The organism is Rhizobium sp. BK619, assembly GCF_014195245.1.
GTDB lineage: Bacteria > Pseudomonadota > Alphaproteobacteria > Rhizobiales > Rhizobiaceae > Rhizobium > Rhizobium acidisoli.
Genome location: NZ_JACIBH010000002.1, coordinates 111,729 through 132,588 on the forward strand (window position 1 = coordinate 111,729; position 20,860 = coordinate 132,588).

At 62.5% G+C, this 20,860-nt stretch carries 18 protein-coding genes and 1 pseudogene; 6 read left to right on the plus strand and 13 right to left on the minus strand.

Annotated elements, in window-relative coordinates; all coding sequences use genetic code 11:
• Positions 1–53 precede the first annotated feature (53 nt).
• From FHX14_RS32970 to bfr, 5 genes and pseudogenes are all read left to right on the plus strand, one after another.
• Complete coding sequence (locus FHX14_RS32970) at positions 54–998, plus strand: hypothetical protein (protein WP_246713351.1); 945 nt, start codon at positions 54–56, stop codon at positions 996–998.
• Positions 999–1,008: 10 nt separating this feature from the next.
• Positions 1,009–2,454 carry a DNA polymerase Y family protein gene (locus FHX14_RS03940; protein WP_348649231.1) on the plus strand — a complete coding sequence of 482 codons (1,446 nt, stop codon included), beginning with the start codon at positions 1,009–1,011 and terminating at the stop codon, positions 2,452–2,454.
• A complete protein-coding gene (locus tag FHX14_RS03945; protein WP_184376368.1) occupies positions 2,451–5,915 on the plus strand; it encodes an error-prone DNA polymerase in 3,465 nt (1,154 codons plus the stop codon). The genes FHX14_RS03940 and FHX14_RS03945 overlap by 4 nt, the downstream gene beginning before the upstream one ends.
• Positions 5,916–6,037: 122 nt before the next feature.
• A complete protein-coding gene (locus FHX14_RS32975) occupies positions 6,038–6,436 on the plus strand; it encodes a (2Fe-2S)-binding protein (RefSeq protein WP_082366254.1) in 399 nt (132 codons plus the stop codon).
• Positions 6,402–6,888 (plus strand): annotated as a pseudogene (gene bfr, locus FHX14_RS03955) (bacterioferritin). The gene FHX14_RS32975 and the pseudogene bfr overlap by 35 nt, the downstream one beginning before the upstream one ends.
• Before the next feature lie 84 nt (positions 6,889–6,972).
• Here bfr and FHX14_RS03960 read toward each other — a convergent pair.
• The 6 genes from FHX14_RS03960 to rsfS form a co-directional block, all read right to left on the minus strand.
• Positions 6,973–7,506, minus strand: a complete 534-nt coding sequence (locus FHX14_RS03960; RefSeq protein ID WP_184376369.1) for an RNA pyrophosphohydrolase — start codon at positions 7,504–7,506, stop codon at positions 6,973–6,975.
• A 37-nt stretch (positions 7,507–7,543) separates the two neighbouring features.
• A complete protein-coding gene (locus tag FHX14_RS03965; protein WP_184376370.1) occupies positions 7,544–8,737 on the minus strand; it encodes a divergent polysaccharide deacetylase family protein in 1,194 nt (397 codons plus the stop codon).
• A 74-nt stretch (positions 8,738–8,811) separates the two neighbouring features.
• Positions 8,812–10,134: a S41 family peptidase gene (locus FHX14_RS03970; RefSeq protein ID WP_003543943.1), complete on the minus strand. Its 1,323-nt coding sequence runs from the start codon at positions 10,132–10,134 to the stop codon at positions 8,812–8,814.
• Entirely contained in the window at positions 10,124–11,524 is a 1,401-nt protein-coding gene (locus FHX14_RS03975; RefSeq protein WP_184376371.1) for a murein hydrolase activator EnvC, read from the minus strand. The genes FHX14_RS03970 and FHX14_RS03975 overlap by 11 nt, the downstream gene beginning before the upstream one ends.
• A 163-nt stretch (positions 11,525–11,687) precedes the next feature.
• Positions 11,688–12,170 carry a 23S rRNA (pseudouridine(1915)-N(3))-methyltransferase RlmH gene (gene rlmH, locus FHX14_RS03980; RefSeq protein ID WP_184376372.1) on the minus strand — a complete coding sequence of 161 codons (483 nt, stop codon included), beginning with the start codon at positions 12,168–12,170 and terminating at the stop codon, positions 11,688–11,690.
• Between the two features lie 116 nt (positions 12,171–12,286).
• The gene (gene rsfS / locus FHX14_RS03985) at positions 12,287–12,730 is read right to left on the minus strand and encodes a ribosome silencing factor (protein ID WP_003589592.1); all 444 of its coding nucleotides are present in this window, start codon (positions 12,728–12,730) and stop codon (positions 12,287–12,289) included.
• Positions 12,731–12,939: 209 nt separating this feature from the next.
• Between rsfS and FHX14_RS03990 the strand changes: the two genes are divergently transcribed.
• On the plus strand, positions 12,940–13,299 hold the full coding sequence (locus tag FHX14_RS03990; RefSeq protein ID WP_003589594.1) for a winged helix-turn-helix domain-containing protein: 360 nt from the start codon (positions 12,940–12,942) through the stop codon (positions 13,297–13,299).
• A gap of 6 nt (positions 13,300–13,305) precedes the next feature.
• Here FHX14_RS03990 and modC read toward each other — a convergent pair whose 3' ends face one another.
• The 7 genes from modC to obgE all read right to left on the minus strand — a co-directional run bounded on the left by modC (position 13,306) and on the right by obgE (position 20,778).
• The gene (gene modC, locus FHX14_RS03995) at positions 13,306–14,373 is read right to left on the minus strand and encodes a molybdenum ABC transporter ATP-binding protein (RefSeq protein ID WP_184376373.1); all 1,068 of its coding nucleotides are present in this window, start codon (positions 14,371–14,373) and stop codon (positions 13,306–13,308) included.
• A complete protein-coding gene (gene modB, locus FHX14_RS04000; protein ID WP_003589596.1) occupies positions 14,370–15,071 on the minus strand; it encodes a molybdate ABC transporter permease subunit in 702 nt (233 codons plus the stop codon). The genes modC and modB overlap by 4 nt, the downstream gene beginning before the upstream one ends.
• Positions 15,072–15,338: 267 nt before the next feature.
• Positions 15,339–16,130 (minus strand): molybdate ABC transporter substrate-binding protein, encoded by a 792-nt coding sequence (gene modA / locus FHX14_RS04005; protein WP_184376374.1) that lies wholly within the window; start codon positions 16,128–16,130, stop codon positions 15,339–15,341.
• A 484-nt stretch (positions 16,131–16,614) separates the two neighbouring features.
• Positions 16,615–17,214 (minus strand): nicotinate-nucleotide adenylyltransferase, encoded by a 600-nt coding sequence (locus FHX14_RS04010; protein WP_246713356.1) that lies wholly within the window; start codon positions 17,212–17,214, stop codon positions 16,615–16,617.
• Positions 17,215–17,251: 37 nt separating this feature from the next.
• A complete protein-coding gene (locus FHX14_RS04015; RefSeq protein ID WP_184376376.1) occupies positions 17,252–18,535 on the minus strand; it encodes a glutamate-5-semialdehyde dehydrogenase in 1,284 nt (427 codons plus the stop codon).
• Positions 18,528–19,697 (minus strand): glutamate 5-kinase, encoded by a 1,170-nt coding sequence (gene proB, locus FHX14_RS04020; RefSeq protein ID WP_184376377.1) that lies wholly within the window; start codon positions 19,695–19,697, stop codon positions 18,528–18,530. The genes FHX14_RS04015 and proB overlap by 8 nt, the downstream gene beginning before the upstream one ends.
• The gene (gene obgE / locus FHX14_RS04025) at positions 19,684–20,778 is read right to left on the minus strand and encodes a GTPase ObgE (RefSeq protein ID WP_003589602.1); all 1,095 of its coding nucleotides are present in this window, start codon (positions 20,776–20,778) and stop codon (positions 19,684–19,686) included. Before obgE ends, proB begins: the two co-directional genes overlap by 14 nt.
• Between the last annotated feature and the right edge of the window lie 82 nt (positions 20,779–20,860).

Genomic DNA, 20,860 nt, shown 5'->3' on the forward strand with positions numbered 1-20,860 from the left:
GCTCTCTGGAATCTATAAGAACATAACAGGAACAAGACAGATTGGAGAACGCCATGGCGCAGCACGCCCTGGCGCGCGAGCGGCTTTTTGCGCTCCGCGAAACCATCGCCAGACTGGAGGGAAAGCCCGCGCCGGCGCTTGCGGCAGCGGAGCGGGAAGCCTTGGCAGAGGGTGGAAAGACACCCTCGAGACGTAGTCTGCCGCCGCTGGCGTTTGGGGTGGAATGTCTTGATGATGCGCTGGAAGGCGGCCTGCCGCTCGATGCGATCACCGAATTCCGCTCCGATCTGTCGCGTGATGCCGGTGCGGCAAGCGGGCTGGCGATGGCTGTCGCCGCCCGGTTGCAGAAGCAGGAAGCAGATACCGGCAGGCTTTTGCCGTTGCTCTGGATCGGCGATGCCGTCGGCACGCTGGAGGCCGGTCGTCCCTATGCTCCCGGGCTGCGAGATTTCGGGCTGAGCCCGGAGCGGTTTCTCCATGCGGCGCCGCGCAAGCTGGACGAGGCGCTCTGGCTGGTGGAGACCGCGGTGGAAAGCGCTGCCTTCTCGGCCGTCATCTTCGAAGTGCGCGGCAATCCCGCCCATTTCGGCCTGACCGAAAGCCGCAGGCTCAGTCTCAGGGCGCGGGCTGCCCGCCGTCCGCTCTTTCTTGTCCGCCAGGCCGGGGCGGAGGAGGCAAGCAGCGCGGCCTTCCGTCTGCATGTCGAACCGGCTCCATCCGCTCTGCGGCCGTTGCCGGGGGAATCGAAGCTTTCCGGCAGTATCGGCAATCCGATTTTCCGTCTCACGCTGGAGAAGGGCCGCAATCCGGCCCCGCTCTGCTTTTTTCTGGAGTGGAACCCCCATGAACGCGAATTTCTCCCTGTCGCCGAGCCAAACCTCGTTCGTCCTCCAGGCGAGCCGTCAGCGTATTCTGGCGCTCAGCTTTCCGCATCTGCCAACGGACCGCATCGCCCGCAGGCGATGGGGGCTCTCCTGGCGTTCGACAGGGCGTCCTGAGGCACCGCCTATCGTCTGTTCCGGCAAGCTCAACAATGCCATGCGGCTGACGGCGCTGGACGAGTTGGCCGAGCGGCTGGGGCTGAAAAAGGATCAGGGCGTTGCCGAAGCGCGCGCCATGTACCCGACGCTCGAGGTCGCGGAAGAGGATCCGGCAGCCGACCAGCGGTTGCTGGAGGCCATTGCCGACTGGTGCGACCGTTATACGCCGCTGGTGGCGTTCGACGGCAAGGACGGCCTGTTTCTCGACATTAGCGGCTGCGCCCATCTTTTCGGCGGGGAAAAGGCGCTTCTCAAGGATGTGCTGTCGCGGCTTTTTCATATGGGGATCGATGCGCGGGGCGCCATCTCATCCTCACCGGGTCTTTCCTGGGCCGCGTCGCGCTTCGGGCAAGGCGGGGTGATCGAAGACGAGGAGACGGAGCAGGTGCTGATGTCCTTGCCGGTTGCAGCCTTGCGGCTGGAAGGACAAACCGTCGATGCGCTGAGGAAGCTCGGCCTGAAATATGTCGGCGACGTCATCGATGCACCGCGCGCGCCGCTGACCCGCCGGTTCGGCCCGGGACTGCTTCTGCGTCTCGACCAGGCGCTGGGACGCGAGGAGGAGCCGGTCTCACCGCGGCGTCCGGTCGCCAGCCTCTCGGCCGAAAGCCGCCTGATCGAGCCGATCGGCACGGAAGAACAGATCCTTGCCGTCACCCGGCAGGTCGCCATGTCGCTGCAGCCGTCGCTGGAGACGCGGGGGGTCGGCGGGCGGGCGTTTGAACTGGTGCTGTTCCGCGTCGATGGCAGGGTCTTTCGTATCGCCGTCGCCGCTTCGCAGCCGCTTCGCGAACCAAAATTCATTGCCGGGCTTTTTTCCGAGCGATTGCAGGCGGTTTATGACGATCTCGATGCCGGCTATGGTTTCGAAATCCTGCGGTTGAATGTGTTGCGGCATGATCCTTTCAACGAGGCACAGGCGGATTTCGAGGGCGACCGTCAGGGCGAGATTTCGCTTTCGGCCTTCGTCGATCGGGTCTCGGCCCGGCTGGGTGCGGATTGCCTGCAAAGCTTCCAGCTGCGTGAGAGCCATGTGCCGGAACGCGCGGTCATCACCGTTCCTGTGATGGATCGTCTTCCCAGGCGGAAGGCGGCGCAGGACATCCAGCTTCCTTTCCGCCAAGAGCGCCCGCTCCGGCTTTTTGCCACGCCGGAGCCGGTTGAGATCATGCTTGCCGAAGTGCCCGATGGTCCGCCGCAGATTTTCCGCTGGCGGCGCTTGCAGCATCAGGTGGCAAGAAGCGAAGGGCCGGAACGGATCGCCATGGAATGGTGGATCGATGGGGATGACGCCGAGGCGCGCGACTATTTCCGCATCGAGGACGAGACCGGACATCGGTTCTGGATCTATCGCCGCGGTTTTTATGGCCGCGAACTCGATCCTCGCTGGTTCATGCACGGTGTGTTTGCATGAAGAGCGGGTCCGCATTTTTCGAGATCGGCGTGAGGACGAATTTTTCGTTTCTCGAAGGCGCCTCCGGTCCGGAAGAGATGGTCGTGCAAGCCGCTCATCTCAGACTCGGCGGTCTCGGCATTGCGGACCGGAATTCGGTTGCCGGCGTGGTCAGGGCGCATGCGCAGGCGCTGCAGCTCGAGGAGAGATACAGGAACAGAGATGCGATCTTGGCCCAGGCGGAGAAGGAAGGGAAACGGGAAGAGATCCTCGAGCCCATCCGGGTTCAGCCGGGCGCCCGCCTGGTCTTTTCAGATGACACGCCGGATATCCTCGCCTACCCACGCAATCGGCGGGGCTGGGCAAATCTCTGCCGTCTTCTCAGCGCCGGCAATCTGAAGGAAGAAGCGGTCAAGGGGAACTGCATCCTGACGGAAGCGGAATTGATGGAATGGGGGGACGAGATGATGCTCGCACTCGTTCCTGATCGCACCCTTGTCGATCATCAGGAGGGCCAGTCGGCGCTGGAAGATTATCTGGAACGGTTTCGCAGACGGTTCCGCAAGGATTTCTTCATGGCGCTGGCGCCAGCCTATGACGGCCGCGACAGGCAGGTCTTTGCGGTGCTTGCCATGCTTGCGGCGCGCAATCGCGTGCCGCTGATTGCGACCAACCAGCCGCTTTACCACCATCCCGAACGCCGGCCGCTTTCGGATGTGGTGATTGCGATCCGGGAGCATGTGCAGATCGCGCAAGCCGGATTCCTGCTGGCGCCAAATGCCGAGCGCTACCTCAAGGATTCACGTGAAATGGTCCGGATCTTCCGGGACTATCCTGGTGCGATCGAAAATACCCAGGTCTTCTTCGGCAGGTTGACCTTTTCGCTGAAGGAGTTGGAGCATAATTATCCGCCTGAAAACGATCCCGGCGAAACGCCGCAGGAGACGCTCGAGAGGCTGACGAGGGCGGGAGCGGCAAGGCGCTATCCCGAGGGTATCCCGGCCAAGGTGGCAAAGCAGATCGATTATGAGCTAAAACTCATCGGCGATAAGAACTATGCCTCCTATTTTCTGACGGTTCACAGGATCATCCATCACGCCCGTTATGACCTCAAGGTCCTGTGCCAAGGGCGCGGATCGGCGGCAAATTCGGTCATCTGCTATTGCCTCGAAATTACGGAAGTCGATCCTCAGAAGAGCACGCTGCTCTTCGACCGCTTCATTTCGATGGACCGTGACGAGCCGCCGGATATCGATGTCGATTTCGAGCATGATCGGCGCGAAGAGGTCATCCAGTTCATCTACAGAAACTACAAGAGAGAACATGCCGGGCTGACGGCTGGGGTGACCACCTACCGCACCCGTTCAGCCGGCCGCGAAGTCGCCAAGGCCTTCGGTCTGTCGGAGGATGTGCAGTCGGCGATCAGCAGCCTCGTCTGGGGCTGGTCGGAGGACAATCTCTCCGAGCGGGATGCAAAGGCGGCTGGTCTCGACATCAAGGATCCGGTCACCAGGAACGTGCTGAAATATGCCTCCGAGCTTCTCGGCTTCCCGCGCCACCTCACCCAGCATGTCGGCGGTTTCGTCATCACGCGGGACCGGCTCGACGAGGTGGTGCCGATCATGAAGACGGCGATGCCGGATCGTTACATGATCGAATGGGACAAGGACGACCTCGACAACGTCAAGATCCTCAAGGTGGATGTGCTGGCGCTCGGCATGCTGACCTGCCTGCGGAAGGGGTTTTCGCTGCTTGAACTGCATTACGGCGTGAAGAAGACGCTGGCGGATCTCGGCAACAGGGAACATGGGGAGGAAGGCAGGCCGGTTTACGAGATGATGGGCCGGGCCGATACGCTTGGCGTCTTCCAGATCGAGAGCCGGGCGCAGATGAGCATGCTGCCGCGCCTCAAGCCGAAACTGTTCTACGACCTCGTCATCGAGGTGGCGATCGTCCGGCCGGGACCGATCCAGGGCGATATGGTGCATCCCTATTTGAAGCGCCGGGAGCAGCGGGCCAAGAACATCCCGATCGAATATCCGAGTGAGGAGCTGAAAGCGGTTCTGGAAAGAACCCTCGGCGTGCCGCTGTTTCAGGAACAGGCGATGCAGATCGCCATTACTGCTGCAGGCTTCAAACCGGCAGAGGCCGACAAGCTTCGCAGGGCGATGGCGACATTCAAGAGAACCGGCACGATCGGCAATTTCGAGACGCGGTTCATCGAGGGAATGACCTCAAAAGGGTATGCTCGGGAATTCGCGCAGCAGTGTTTTAGCCAGATCAAAGGCTTCGGTGAATATGGTTTCCCTGAAAGCCATGCCGCCTCCTTTGCGCTGCTCGTCTATGCCTCCTCATGGCTCAAGGCCTATTATCCCGACGTCTTCTGCGCGGCGATGCTGAATTCCCAGCCAATGGGGTTTTATGCGCCGGCGCAGCTGGTGCGGGATGCACGCGAGCACGGGGTCAAAATCCTGCCGGTCGACATCAACGAATCCGACTGGGATTGCGGTCTGGAAGAGGCCGCTTTCGATCCGAGTGCCGTCGATTTCCGCCACCGCGAGATGCGCGGGATCATCAGGGCCCGGCACGCGGTGCGGCTCGGCTTCCGGCAGATCAAGGGCGTCTCGGATAAGGAGATGGAGCTGCTCGTCAAAAATCGAGGCAAAGGCTACGGTTCCGTTCGGGATCTCTGGCTGCGGTCCGGCCTGCAGAAATCCGTCATCGAGCGACTGGCGGATGCGGATGCGTTCCAATCCCTGAGGCTCTCACGACGTGACGCGCTCTGGGCGGTGCGGGCGTTGGATGTGAAGAGCGCGGCCGAGGAGCTGCCGCTTTTCGAACAGGCCCGTCATGTCGATCTCCAGGCCGAACCGGCAACGAAGCTGCCGGAAATGCTGCCGGGAGAGCAGGTCATCGAGGACTATCGTTATCTCTCGCTGTCGCTGAAGGCGCATCCGGTCTCCTTCCTGCGCGAGGAATTGCGGCATGCGGGTGTGACGCGCAATGTCGATCTGCTGACGGTTGCAAACGGGCGTAGGGTGACGATCGCCGGCCTTGTGCTGGTGCGCCAGCGGCCGGGGTCGGCCAAAGGTGTGATCTTCATGACGCTTGAAGATGAGACCGGCGTCGCCAATGCGATCGTCTGGCCGAAAATCTTCGACACATACCGCTCGGTCGTGATGGGCGCCCGGCTGGTGAAAATCCGCGGCAGACTGCAAAGCCAGAGCGGCGTGATCCATACGGTCGTCGAGCATATCGAGGACATGACGCCGGCGCTCGGCATTCTGCAACGCGAGGCCCGGCGTTTCGGCGTCTGTGAGCGGGCAGACGAAGTGCTGAGTCCCGGTGTCGATCAGCGGCAGAGAAAGCTTGCGCAGGCGCAGGAGAGAGCGGAGCTGGAAAAACGGATGGTGGCCACAGGCCGCAATTCCGGCGCAACGGAAACCGCCGAGGTGATGCCGCGCGGACGCAACTTCCATTAAAATGCGTGGGCATCGATCAGGATCGTCCGGTCCCCGTCATTTTCCTGATGGGGTCATCACCCTGGAAGCACTGCATAATCCAGGACGATATGCATTGGCTTGTCATTCCGACATCGCGTCCGATGAAGCGGGGCTCGAATTTTTTCTTGACAGCCACCATCTTCTTTAGCAGAAAACACGATAGTCAGTGTCATGTTTGGAATGAAGACGTGCTTGTCTGCAGCTGCAATTATATAACCGACAAGGAAATCCGGGAGGTTATCACCAATCTTCTCGATGAAGACTGTTGGCAGCTTATCGTGCCGGCGAAGGTCTATCACGCTATGGAAAAACGCGGCCGTTGCTGCGGCTGTTTCCCCAATGTCGTCGACATCATTATCCAGACGACCGAGGAATATCACGCCCGTCGCCACTCGACGGAGACCGAAATATTTGATTTCATGTCCCGCTTGAAACAATTCCATGAGGAAAACAGGAGAGCGGACATTGAAAGGCGACAAAAAAGTCATCGAGCGGCTTAACGAGGCGTTGTTCCTCGAGCTCGGGGCAGTCAATCAATATTGGGTTCATTATCGTCTTCTTGAGGACTGGGGTTACACCAAGCTCGCCAAGAAGGAGCGCGCCGAATCGATCGAAGAGATGCATCATGCCGACCGGCTTGTTGCGCGCATCATTTTCCTTGAAGGCCATCCCAATCTGCAGACCCTAGCACCTCTGCGCATCGGCCAGAACGTCAAGGAAGTGCTGGAGGCCGATCTTGCCGGCGAATACGACGCCCGCGCAGCATACAAGAAGTCGCGCGATATCTGTCACGAAGCCGGCGATTACGTTTCCATGAAGCTCTTCGAAGAGCTGCTGATGGATGAGGAAGGCCATAATCGACTTCCTCGAAACGCAGCTCGATCTGCTCGGGAAAATCGGCGAGAGCAAATACGGCCAGCTCAACGCCGATTCCGCCAACGAGGCAGAATAAGCTCCCACGAGATGCCGGCCGCCTTTGGGCGGCCGGAACTTCTCCCGCTTGCCGAGCGCAAACGGAGGCGTCACTCCGGCATGATCAGTCTTCCGATTGCAGTGTCGCCAGATGCTGGAATTCGGCGATGACCTGATCGTAGACGGCCCGCTTGAAAGGGACGATCAGGCTGGGCAGTTCCTGCATCGGCTTCCATTCCCACGCATCGAATTCCGGCTCGTGGCCGCCGGGCGGCGGGTTGATGGCGATCTCGCTGTCGCCGCCGTCGAAGCGGAAGGCGAACCAGCGCTGCGTCTGGCCGCGGAATTTTCCCCTCAGCCCGATACCGATCAGTGCCGGCGGCAGATCATAGTTGATCCAGTCTTTCGCTTCGGCAAGCAAGGTCACCGTCTTGATGCCGGTCTCCTCGTAGAGTTCGCGGTAGGCGGCGTCCAATGGATCCTCGCCCTTGTCGATGCCCCCCTGAGGCATCTGCCAGAGCTGCGGCGAGCCGTCATATTCCGAATTGCCGTCGGGAATGCGTCGCCCGGCCCAGACCAGGCCAGCGCGGTTCAGGATCATCACGCCGACGCAGGGGCGATAGGGCAGATCCTCGGCTTTCACGGTCGCCTGGCTCATCTTTTTCTCCGTTCGGGAATATTCTCGGGAATTATTTTCACGGGTTACGGGGATCGGTGGAAAGGGCGGCGACGCCGACGATCTCGATGCCGCGCATCGCGGCCTCCTCGCTCCATTTGGCGATGGCGTCGACGCTTTCATCGAAAGCCGAGGCGACGCCGATCGCCTGGCCGTTCGTGCGGGCGATGCGCTCGAGCTCGTCGAGTTTCTTCAGGACGGCGTTGATATCGAGCTGGCCGTCGAGCTGCAGGTCGGCGAAGGCATAGGGCAGTTCGGTTCCCTTGGCGACATCAGCCGTCTTCGACTGCGCCGAGGTGCCGTCGTCGAGGAACAGCAGGCCGCGCTTGCCGATATCGCGCATGACCGGTTCCATGGCGGTGGAATCGGACAGGAAACGACCGCCGAGATAATTCATGACGCCGGTGTAATTGGTGATCTCGCCCATCGCCTTGTGCAGGTTCTCGATATTGCGGGCCACGGGTTTTGTGGTCAGCAGCGTCTCCGGGCCGGGATCATTCGCCGGGTAATCGAAAGGCTCGAGCGGCACCTGCAGCAGAATCTCGTGGCCGCCGCGGCGGGCTTCCTGCATCCAGCGCTGCAGGCTGTTGCCGCTTGCGGCAAAGGCGAAGGTGATTTCCTCTGGCAATTCGGCGATGGCGCGCTGCGTCCCGGTCTGGCTGAGCCCGAGACCGCTGACGACAATGGCGATACGGACGCCACGCGCGCTGGACGAGGGACGGGCATATTGATCCATCGGCCGTCGGCCATCGGGGCCGACGATCGGCAGCCTGCCGAAAGGGGTGTCTTCGAGCAGCGCTTCATTCGGCTGGGCCGCCATGCGTGGATCCTGGCCGATCTGCATGGCGTCGACCAGCACCGGCCCGCTGCCGTCGCGCGGGCGGGGGCTGTATTTGGTGACGACGGAGCCGTCGCCGGTGACCATCTGTTCGACATTTGCGCCCGAGCGCGGTTCGGCGCGCGGCATGCCGTCCGCCGGCTGGTTGGCGGTCGTCGTCGGTGGTTGAAGGGTATCGGAGGGGGGCGTTGCGGCTTGTTCGGCCGGCGGTTTGGTGCGTTCGAGCCCATCGCCGCGAAACGCCGTATAGAGGGAAAAGCCGCCTATCGCGAAAAGACAAAGACTGGCGGCGATGCGGCCGAGGCGCAGAACACCCGGGCGCCGGCTGCCGGCTTTGCGGTTGCGGCCCAAAGGCGCATGCAGGTCCGTTCCCAATTTTTCACCCGCTCCAAAACCGGGAAACAGCAGAAAGGGTCAAGGCCGGGCAGTGCCCGGCCTTGAGGTGATCATTACTTGGCGACGACGGCCTTATCAGGGTTCGGCGGGAAGGCCGGATCGGTCTTCTTGCCGCGCAGCAGATCGAGCGCGTAGTTCAACTGAACGTCGTCCTTCGGATCCGGGGGCACATAGGCAACCGAGCCCGAACCCTCATCGGTCTCGCTCTGGCCCTTGATATGGCCGCGCAGGCTGGATTCGCCTTCGGTCACCATCTTGCCCTGCAGTTCTTCCGGCAGCGGCTCCTCGACCTTGATGTCGGGGGTGATGCCGGTGCCCTGGATCGAGCGGCCCGACGGCGTGTAATAGAGCGCGGTGGTCAGGCGCAGCGCGCCATTTTCGCCGAGCGGGATGATCGTCTGGACGGAACCCTTGCCGAAGGAGCGGGTGCCGAGAACGGTGGCGCGGCGCAGATCCTGAAGCGCGCCGGCGACGATTTCCGATGCGGAAGCCGAACCGCCGTTGATCAGCACGATAACCGGCTTGCCATCCGTCAGGTCGCCCGGGCCGGCATTGAAGCGGCGGGTTTCATCGGGATTGCGGCCGCGGGTGGAAACGACCTCGCCGCGCTGCAAGAGGGCGTCGGAGACGTTGATCGCTTGGTCGAGCAGGCCGCCCGGATTGAGGCGCAGGTCGAGGACGTAACCCTTCAGCTTGTCGGCCGGCACGGTGTCCTTGATCTTCTTGATCGCCTTTTCCATGTCGGGATAGGTCTTCTCGGTGAAGGAGATGATGCGGAGATAACCGACATCGTCCTCGACACGCGACTTGACGGCCTGGACGGCGACGACGTCACGGACGATCGTCAGCTCGATCGGCTTGTCGGCGCCCTTGCGGATCAGCGTCAGCTTGATCGGGGTGTTGACGGCGCCGCGCATCTTCTCGACGGCGTCCTCAAGCTTCAGGCCGCGCACGGACTGGCCGTCGATCTCGGAGATATAATCGCCGGCGAGAACGCCGGCCTTGGCGGCGGGCGTATCGTCGATCGGGGTGATGACCTTGACTAGTTCGTCTTCCATGGTGACTTCGATGCCGAGGCCGCCGAACTCACCCTTGGTCTGGGTGCGCATATCCTCGGCGTCCTTCGCATTCATGTAGCTCGAATGCGGATCCAGCGAGGAGAGCATGCCGTTGATGGCGTTTTCGATCAGCTTGTCCTCGGCCGGCGGCGTCACGTACTGGGCGCGCACACGCTCGAAGACATCGCCGAACACCGAGAGTTCCTTGTACGTGGACGATCCGGCCGCTTCTGCCGGCACACCCGCCGAGTAAATGACGCTCATGGCGGTCGCACCCATCAATGCGCCGACCAGAACAAGAGAAGCCCTACGAATCATTGCGTGCCTTTCCAGTGTCTTTGGCGGTCCACCACGGTCGGGAATCGACCGGTTTACCGTCCTTTCGAAATTCAATGTAAAGCGTTGGCCGGTCCGTTTCCAGCGCCAATGCAGTTGCGCTTGCGACTCTTTTCGCGCCCATCACGGCGAGCGGCTCGCCGGCGAAAACGAATTTTCCCTGACGGGTATTGATCGTCTCCATTCCCGAGAGAACCAAGTGGTAGCCATCGCCGGTGTCGAGGATGATCATCTGGCCGTAACTGCGGAAAGCGCCGGCGAAAACCACCAGGCCATCGGCAGGCGCCGTCACCACCGTCTCCGGATTGGTGGCGACCGTCATTCCCATTGCCTCGTGCCCGGTGCCGTCGGCATCGCCGAACTGGCGCAGGATATCGCCCGCAACGGGCACCTCCAATTTCGCCTTCAATTCTCCGAAGGGATATGCGGGCGCAATGCGGTTTTTATCGGGCACACCGCTGTCGGCCAATGCCTTGGCCTGAGCGCGCTGCTCGTCGCTCATCAGCCTGCGATTCTCCTCGGCCTGGCGGGCGGCGGCGGCCGCGTCGCGCACCGAAGCGATCTCGGATTCCATCGAGGCGACGAGGCCCTCAAGGCTGGTCGCCTTACCTGCCAGTTCCTCGGAGCGTTTCCTCTCGGCCTCGAGTTCGGCGGCATTGCTGCGGCTGAGCTTGTCGTTTTCGGCAAGCAGCAGGTCCATGCGCCGTTCTTCCTCGATACTGTCCGTCATTGTTGCGGTCAGGCCGGCCTTCTCGGCCGCACTTGCGGTCTGCAAAGCGGCGAGGCTTGCAAGGTCTCCGGCAAGCTTGTCGGTCTCCTTGCGGATGCCTGGCACCACGGCGCCGAGCAGGATGGCGCTGCGCACCGAGGCGAGCGCGTCATCGGGGGTGACGAGCAAAGCGGGCGGCGGGTTGCGGCCCATGCGCTGGAGGGCTGCCAGCACCTCGGCCAAAAGGCCGCGGCGCTCGTGCAGGGAACGGCGGATGCCATCCTCCTTGACGCCGAGATCGGCAAGCTTCTTCTCGCTTGCGAGGATCTGCTTGTCGAGCGCCTTGCGGCGGGCGGCGGACTCGATCAGCGCCTGGCGGATGCTCTGCGTGCTCTTGTCCAGATCGGCGATGCTCTGTTGAAGCGCGCTCACCTTGTCGCTGGAAAGACTGATCGTTTTCGACAGGGTTTCCAGTTCGGCACGGGTCTTATCCCGTTTGGCGGCCAGTTCGGCGGCCGGATCGGGTCGCGGCGGCTCGGCGGCCGGCTGCGACGCGGATTGTGCCGCTTCAGGTGCGGCATCCTGCGCCCGGACGATGAAGGGATCTGCCGACACGGCAATCACCGCCACACCGACACCGGCCGCGATAGCCGGCAGGATCATGCGGTGTCGCCTGGTTGCTTCTCTCGTCATGCGTGTTAGGGCACTTTCTCAAATCGCGCGGAGACTAAGCTGATTTGGCGCGCTTTGCCAGAAAGTTTGACGGGCAAAGGCCGGCAGGCAGAACACGGCTGCGTGACCATGCGAATTGCCGAGCGGTGGGGCATCAGACGCGGTGATAGGGGTGGCCGGACAGGATGGTCACGGCGCGATAGAGCTGTTCGGCAATCAGTATGCGCACGAGCTGATGCGGCCAGGTCATCTCGCCCAGGCAAAGCGTGGCGTCGGCACGGTCGTAGAGGGAAGGATCGAGGCCGTCGGCGCCGCCGATGGCGATGGTCAGGTCACGTTTGCCCTGGTCGCGATAGGAGCCGAGCAGGCTGGAGAAGGCTTCGCTGTCGAGCGCCTTGCCGCGTTCGTCGAGAAGAATGAGGATGCTGCCATCGGCAAGCGATTTCAGAAGCATCGCCGCTTCCTCGCGCTTGCGGGTTTCCGCATTGGAGGCGCGGCTTTCGGCCACTTCGGCAACACGGGCAAGTTCGAGGCCGACGGCAGGGCCGGCCTTGGCGAAACGGTCGAAGTAACGGGCCGCAAGATCCTTTTCGGGGCCGGATTTCAGCCGTCCCACCGCAAAAAGACCAATTCGCATTCATCCGCTCCCGCTGATGCGGCACATTTTGCGCACAAGGCGCCGCCGGCCGGTTTTCATGTCGTCCGGCCAGCCAATGCCACGTTCAGGCGCCGGACAAAATGCCGGCCCGCCTGTCAGTGCCGTGTTTCTTCATCCATATCCGGAGCCGCCCACATCTTTTCGATGTTGTAGAACTCGCGGATTTCAGGACGGAACACATGCACGATAATGTCACCGGTGTCGATCAGCACCCAATCGCCGCCCTCCTGACCTTCGACGCGGGCCGTGCCGAGGCCGTCGTCCTTCAGGTCGGTGAGCAGGTGATCCGAGATCGCCATGACATGCCTGTTCGAGCGGCCGGAGACGACGATCATGTAGTCTCCCAGCGCCGATTTTCCGGCAATGTCGATGGTGACGATATCTTCAGCTTTGGAGTCCTCGAGGCTGGCGAGGACGGTTTCTAGGGCACGGGCGGCGGCATCGGCGCCACGTTCCGCACTCTTCGGGATAACGGCGAACGTTTTTCCCTTGGCGTGTACTGTTGTCAGTGCTTTCCCTTTCCTGGAATGACAAACCATGCACAACACGAGATCCGATCGAGACCGGATCATGGTTAAGATAGGCATCAAACCATTAATGTTTCAAGACGTGCTAAGATACAGAACGGTCGAAAATCCGATCTGGCGTCCGAATTGAAGAATATTGCCGCGCGGGCTGCTTGTGGGGGCGGTGTACAGTTTCCGTACCGCGGCGTAAAGTGCGGCAAATTTCACGATTTCACGATTCGATGACCGATCCAGCCGCCAAAACACTCGTGCCCGTCCTGCGAATCAGCTTCCCGGATGAGGATCGGCTCGGTCACGGCAAGATGGAGCTCTTGGAGCATATCCGCGCGACCGGGTCGATCTCGGCGGCGGGGCGGGCAATGGACATGTCCTATCGCCGCGCATGGCTGCTGGTCAGCGAGATGAACCGGATGTTTTGCGAACAGGTGGTCGAGCCGCAGCGCGGCGGCCAGAAGGGCGGCGGCGCGGCGCTGACGCCGTTCGGTGAGGAATTGCTGGACCGTTTCCGCCGAATGGAGAAGACGATGCGCGAAAGCCTCGCCGAGGATCTTGCCTGGCTCGAAGCAAAACGTAGTCTGTAAGGAACCTCAGGCCTCCAGAGCAACCGTCTTGATGACGGCGAAGACGGTCTTGCCGGGGCGAAGATCGAGGCGCTCGCAGGACAGCGCGGTGATGCGGGAAAGAATGGTGTCGCCGCCGCAGTCGATCCGGATTTCGACCGTTCCGTCCTCGTCCGACGATATGGCTTCGATCCTGCCTTCGAGAATGTTCAACGCGCTGAGGCCCTCGGGCCTGGCGGTCGCCAGCATGACGTCGCGCGACGGAATGCGGATGCGCACTGGTCTGCCGGAAGCGAGTGCCGCACTCGGAATATGCAGCTGCGATGATTTCAAGGCGACAGTCGACAGGCGGTGACGCGCATCGAAGCTTTCGACGGTGCCTTCGATCAGCGCGCCCGCCTCTTTCCGGTCGGCCGCCGCAGAGGGACGGCTCAAGATGTCGACGGCCGGGCCGGTCGCTTCCACCTTGCCGTCGCTGAGGACGACCACCTGGTTTGCCAGCCGCGCCACCTCCGCGATCGAATGGCTGACATAGATGATCGGAATTTCGGTCTGATCGCGCAATCGCTCCAGATATGGCAGGATCTCGGCCTTGCGCGCCTCGTCGAGGGCCGCCAGCGGCTCGTCCATCAACAGCAGGCGGGGCGCGGAGAGAAGGGCGCGGCCGATTGCGACGCGCTGCTTCTCGCCGCCGGAAAGTTTTGCCGGGCTGCGCTCCAGCAGCGGCTCGATGCCGAGCAGGTCGACGATGCGATCGAAACTTTCACCGCGTAGGGTTTTCGCCGTGAACCAGCGGCCGTAGGAAAGATTGGCGCGGACGCTGAGATGCGGAAACAGCCGGGCCTCCTGGAAGACATAACCGAAGCGGCGGCGATGTTTCGGGACGAAGGTGCCGGTTTTGGTCTCGGTCAGGATCTCGCCGTCAAGGACGACGCGGCCTTCGTCCGGGCGGGCGAGGCCGGCGATGATGCGGATCATCGAGGTCTTGCCGGAGCCGGAGCGGCCGAACAGCGCGGTGACGCCACGCTCGGAGGTGAAAGCGGCGTCGAGCAAAAAGCCGCCGAGCTTCTGTTTTGCTTCGACGATCAGCGTCATTCCGGATCGATCCTTTGGCCGGCGAGGCGGGCGAGGAATTCGGAGGCGAGCAGTGCGGCCATGGAAATGACGATGGCGACGAGCGTCAGGCGCAGCGCGCCGGCATCGCCGCCCGGCACCTGGGTGAAGGTGTAGATTGCGGCGGACAGCGTCTGGGTTTCGCCGGGAATGTTGGAAACGAAGGTGATCGTCGCGCCGAATTCACCCATCGCCTTGGCGAAGGAAAGGATCATGCCGGTGATGATGCCGGGCAGCGTCAGCGGCAGGGTGATCGTCAGGAAGACCCAGGCGGGACCGGCGCCAAGGGTTCCGGCCGCCTCCTCCAGCTTGCGGTCGACCGCCTCGATCGACAGGCGGATGCTGCGCACCATCAGCGGAAAGGCCATGACGGCGCAGGCGAGCGCTGCGCCCGTCCAGCGGAAGGAAAAGACGATGCCGAAATACTGGTCGAGCAGGCTGCCGACCGGACCGCGGCGGCCGAACAGGATGAGAAGGAGGAAGCCGGTGACGACGGGCGGCAGGATCAGCGGCAGGTGAACGATGCCGTTCAGCACCGACTTGCCCCAGAAGCGGCCGCGGGCAAGCAGCAAGGCGACGAGGATGCCGAGGGGCAGGCTCGCCAGCATGGCGACAAAGGAAACGCGCAGGCTGAGCAGGATCGCCGTCCATTCCTCGTTACTCAGGCCCAATATGTCCAAACGCGGCTATCTCCCCCGGAAATTAGGTGTCACCCGGTGCCTGCCCCTCATCCGCCTGCCGGCACCTTCTCCCCGTAAACGGGGCGAAGGGGATATGCTGCGACCTCTCCGTCCCCTCCAACTTCTCGCTGGGCACGTCCCCTCGCCCCGTTTACGGGGAGAGGGTTAGGGTGAGGGGCGGCCATCGGCTCGAACCGAACAGGAGGCGCGCCTAGGTGAGCCTTCACGCTAAGCTGTCGTCGCCGATTCCGCAATCAATTCAGGCCATCACTTGAGAATAGTGAAACCCTGCGCCGTGAAAAAGGCGGCTGCCTTGTCGGACTTCAGGAAGTCGAGATAGGCTGCCGCATCCGGGTTCTTGCTCTCGGCAAGAATTGCGACCGGATAGATGATCGGTGGATGGGAATCGGCCGGGAAGGTGCCGACGACGGCCACACCCTTATCGGCGGCGGCGTCGGTCTGGTAGACGATGCCGTAGGGCGCTTCGCCGCGGGAGACGAGGGCCAGGGCGGCACGGACGCTTTCGGCGCCGGCGACCTTGGTTTCCACCGATTTCCAGACGCCAAGTTTGTCGAGTGCGGCCATGCCGTATTTGCCGGCCGGAACCGATTTCGGCTCACCCATGGCCAGCTTGCCGTCACCCAGAAGTCCTGCGAGATCGAAGCCCTGCTTGATCTCGACCGGCTTTGCCTTGGCCTTCTCGGCAACGAGCACGATTCGGTTTCCAAGCAGGTTCGAACGGGTATCGGCCTTGATGAGGTTCTTCTCGGCGACGTAATCCATCCAGGCAAGGTCGGCCGAGATGAAGACATCGGCGGGTGCGGCGTTTTCGATCTGCTTGGCCAGTGCTCCGCTCGCCGCATAGGAGGCGACGGCTTCCTTGCCGCTTTCCTTGGCCCAGGCGGCATTGGCGGCATCGAGCGCATCCTTGAGGCTTGCCGCGGCAAAGACGGTGAGCTTCTCGGCGGCTGCGGCAGGCGTCGGAAGCGCTGCTGCGCCAAGCCACAGGGCTGATATTGCGGCGGTTGCCAGTTTCATCCATTGGCGGCGGTTCTGCATGATTTACTCCCCAGGGTTCGAAATATTGCGACGAATATAACGATGCTCATGGCTTGGCTAGGGATATATCCAACAAAATATAACCGTATCGGCCGGGCACCTGACATTCACGTATTCAGAAAGCGCATGGGTTTCGGAGAAAACAGATCCGCGGGAGCGAAACTGGCCCGGGGATATACGATGACATGCTATGGGCCTCCCCGGACAAAGGGTGTCTGGCTGGTCCTGCCGATAAAAATGGCATCGTTCCGCGGTTTGTCTTCGACAGGATTGCATCGCTCGCATTGCTGCATTGCACAAAACGATATTCACCTTCCTGCGGAATATGATAAAACATACTCGTCGAAACGGCTTTCTCCTCCTCCCATAAGCCGTTCGACAGGGTCGACAACACTCCTCCTCCCAGTTGTCGATCGAGTTTATAAGCCCGACGGATCCTCCCCCGTCGGGCTTTCTCGTTTCTGGGATTTCCCTAAGAATTTGCCTATTCGGCGCTGTCCGGCACCGAACCGTTGCGGATTGCCGTCGAGCTCAGGCCGGAGCGCGGGCCGTGGATGAAGGTCCAGGCCGGCGCGGGTTTCTTCCAGAGAATGCGCGCGTCGTCCTCGTCGACACGGGCGAAATCGAAGGTCCTCGTCATTTTCGAGGAGAGGTAGGAGAGCGTTGCGCCCGGCCGGTCGATCACGGCGATCGGAAAGGTGCGGACGATTTCCTGCCATTTCTGCCATTTGTGGAAGGTCTGCAGGCCGTCGGCGCCCATGATCCAGATGAAATGCACATGCGGATTGCGGGCCTTGACCCAGGCGAGCGTATTGGCGGTGTAGCTGACGCCGAGCGACTGTTCGAAGGCGGTGACCTTGACGCGCGGATCGGCGGCGACACGCTCGCTTTCGGCAATGCGCTCGGCAAGCGGTGCCAGCTGGTTGCGGCTCTTCAGCGGATTGCCGGGGGTGACCATCCACCAGAGCTGGTCGAGGCCGAGCCGCTTGATGGCGATCTCGGCGACGAGTGCGTGGCCCTGGTGCGGCGGATTGAACGAACCGCCGAACAGGCCGACGACCATGCCGCGCTCGCTGTGCGGCATGCGGAGATAATGCCGGTCCACACTCTCCGCCGTCACGTCAGGGCCGCGTCTGTCCGGCGCCGTGCACCCGATATTTGAAGGAGGTGAGCTGTTCGACGCCGACCGGGCCGCGGGCATGCATCTTGCCGGTGGCAATGCCGATTTCCGCGCCCATGCCGAACTCGCCGCCATCGGCGAACTGCGTCGAGGCATTGTGCAGCAGGATCGCTGAATCGACCTCGGTGAAGAACCGCGCGACGACGTCGGGATCCTCGGCGATCACGGCCTCGGTATGGTTCGAGGAATATTTCTGGATATGGGCGATCGCGCCCGATATGCCGTCGACGATGGCGACAGAAATGATCGCGTCGAGATATTCGGTCGACCAATCGTCTTCGGTCGCGGGCTTCAGGCCGGGTGCGACCTTCAGCACCGTTGGCGAAGCGCGGACCTCGCAGCCGGCGCTGGTGAGCACCTCGAGCAACGGCGTCAGATGCGTGCCGATCGCGGCGCCATCGACGAGCAGGGTTTCAGCCGCGCCGCAGATACCGGTACGGCGCATCTTGGCATTGACGACGATCTGCTTCGCCATCTCGATATCGGCCGAGCCATCGACATAGATATGGCAAAGGCCTTCGAGATGGGCAAAGACCGGCACGCGGGCCTCGCTCTGCACGCGGGCGACCAGGCTCTTGCCGCCACGCGGCACGATGACGTCGACCGCTCCATCCAGGCCGCGCAGCATGGCGCCGACCGCGGCGCGGTCGGTGACCGGGACGAGCTGGATAGCATGCTCTGGAAGTCCTGCCGCCTTCAGACCTTCGACAAGGCAGGCATGGATCGCTTGCGATGAACGGCGCGAATCCGAGCCGCAGCGCAGGATGACGGCATTGCCCGCCTTGAGGCAGAGGGCGCCGGCGTCGGCCGTGACGTTCGGTCGGCTTTCGAAGATGACGCCGATCACGCCGAGCGGCGTGCGGACGCGCTCGATCTTCAAGCCGTTCGGCCGGTCCCAAGCGGCGATGACTTCGCCGACCGGGTCGGCAAGGGCGGCGATGGCGCGGATTCCCTCGGCCATCTCGGCGACGCGCTTGTCGTTCAATGTTAGCCGGTCGACAAAGGAGGCGAGCATCTCGCTGCCTTCGGTGTCTTTCAGGTCCTTGGCATTCTCGGCAAGAATCTCAGCCTTGTTCGCCAGGATCGCATCGGCCATGGCGTTCAACGCCCTGTTTTTGACCTCGGTGGACGCAAAGCTCAGCGGTCGTGCGGCAGCCTTTGCCTTGCGGCCGATGTCGTTCATCAGCGCGTCAATCTCGGGGCTTAGCGCAACGGTATCAAGCATGGGCCGCGTCCTTCTTCTGCCTTTCCGATTTCGATCCGATCTGCGCGGTCATCACCATGTCGTCGCGATGGACCATGGCGGCGCGGCCGGGATAACCGAGAATCGCCTCGATCTCCGCCGACTTGCGACCGGCGATCCGGCGGGCGTCCTCGGCATCATAGCTGACAAGGCCACGGGCGATCTCGCGGCCGGCGGGACCGATGATCGCCACCGTATCGCCGCGGCCGAAGAGGCCGGAAATGCTGCGTACGCCGGCCGGAAGCAGGCTCTTGCCGGCGCCGAGGGCCGTGACGGCGCCGTCATCGACATGCAGTCCGCCGGCCGGCTGCAGCTGTCCGGCGATCCAGGTCTTGCGGGCGGTGACCGGTGTGCCCGACGGGGCGAACCAGGAGGAACGCGCGCCGTTTTCGATCGCCGACAGCGGGCTGTCGGTCTTGCCGGAGGCGATGATCATCGCGCAGCCGGATGTCGTCGCGATCTTGCCGGCATCGATCTTGGTGCGCATGCCGCCGCGCGACAACTCGGAGGCCGCGCCTCCTGCCATCGCCTCGATCTCGGGGGTAATTTCGGAAATCGTCTCCAGGAATGTTGCGTTCGGGTCGAGATGCGGCGGCGCGGTGTAGAGCCCGTCGATATCGGAGAGCAGGACGAGGAGGTCAGCGCCGGTCATCGTCGCGACCCGGGCGGCCAGGCGATCATTGTCGCCATAGCGGATTTCGCTGGTGGCGACCGTGTCGTTCTCGTTGATGATCGGCACGGCGCCGATTTTCAGAAGCTGATTGATGGTGGCGCGCGCATTGAGATAGCGGCGGCGCTCCTCGGTATCCCCCAGCGTCAGCAGGATCTGGCCGGCGACGATCTCGCCGCGCGACAGGCTTTCCGACCATGCGCGCGCCAGCGCGATCTGGCCGACGGCGGCAGCCGCCTGGCTTTCTTCCAGCTTCAGCGCACCGGAAGCCAGGTCGAGCACCGAGCGGCCGAGCGCGATGGCGCCGGAGGACACGACGAGCACATCGATGCCTTTGGCTTTCAGGCCCGCAATATCGGCGCACATGGCGTTGAGCCAGGCCTTCTTCAAGCCGGCCTTGCGGTCGACCAGCAGCGCCGAGCCGATCTTGATGACGATGCGGCGGTAGCGTCCAAGCGGCTTACGGCTGGTCATCGGCCCCATCCTCGCCAACGTCCTCGCCCTCGTCGGCGACAACAATGTCGCGGTGGCGCTGCTTCGGCACCTTAGCCGGCTTTTCCTCGGCATTTTCCTCGACGATGATGTCGCGCAGCGCGCGCAGCACCTCGGTCATGCCCTTGCCGGTGACGGCCGAAATCTGGAACGGCGTCTTGCCGCAGGCCTTGGCCAATTCCTTGGTCTTCTTCTTCAGTTCGGCCTCATCGAGCACGTCGATCTGCGACAGCGCCACGATCTCCGGCTTATCAGTCAGCTCGTTGCCATAGGCTTCGAGCTCGTGTTTGACCGTCTTATAGGCTTTGCCGACCTTTTCCTCCTGGGCGGAGACGAGGTGCAGCAGCACGCGGGTGCGCTCGACATGGCCGAGGAAACGGTCGCCGATGCCGACGCCCTCATGGGCGCCTTCGATCAGGCCCGGAATGTCGGCCAGGATGAATTCCCGTTCGTCGATGGTGGCGACGCCGAGATTGGGATGCAGCGTGGTGAAGGGATAGTTGGCGATCTTCGGCCGGGCGCGGGTGACCGATGCCAGGAAGGTCGACTTGCCGGCATTGGGCATGCCGACGAGGCCGGCATCGGCAATCAGCTTGAGCCGCAGCCAGAGGGTCTTTTCTTCGCCGGGCAGGCCGGGATTGGCCCAATCCGGCGCCTGGTTGGTCGAGGTCTTGAAATGGGCGTTGCCGAAGCCGCCATTGCCGCCATGGGCGAGGCAATAACGCTGGCCTTCGACGGTGAGATCGCAGATCAGCGTTTCCCGATCTTCCTCGAAGATCTGGGTTCCCACGGGAACCTTCAGCGTCACGTCGCTGCCATTGGCGCCGGTCCGGTTCCTGCCCATGCCATGGGTGCCGATCGTCGCCTTGAAATGCTGCTGAAAACGGAAATCGATCAGCGTATTGAGGCCGTTGACGGTCTCGACCCAGACGTCGCCGCCACGTCCGCCATCACCGCCGTCGGGGCCGCCGAACTCGATGAATTTCTCGCGTCGGAAGGAAACGCTGCCCCCGCCGCCGTCTCCGGATCGGATATAGACCTTTGCTTCGTCGAGAAATTTCATTTTACTTCCAGTATCCGGTGGCAGTTGGACGGCCCGTCTTGGCCCATTCGATATAGGCGGTTCCGACGGAGGTCAAAGATTA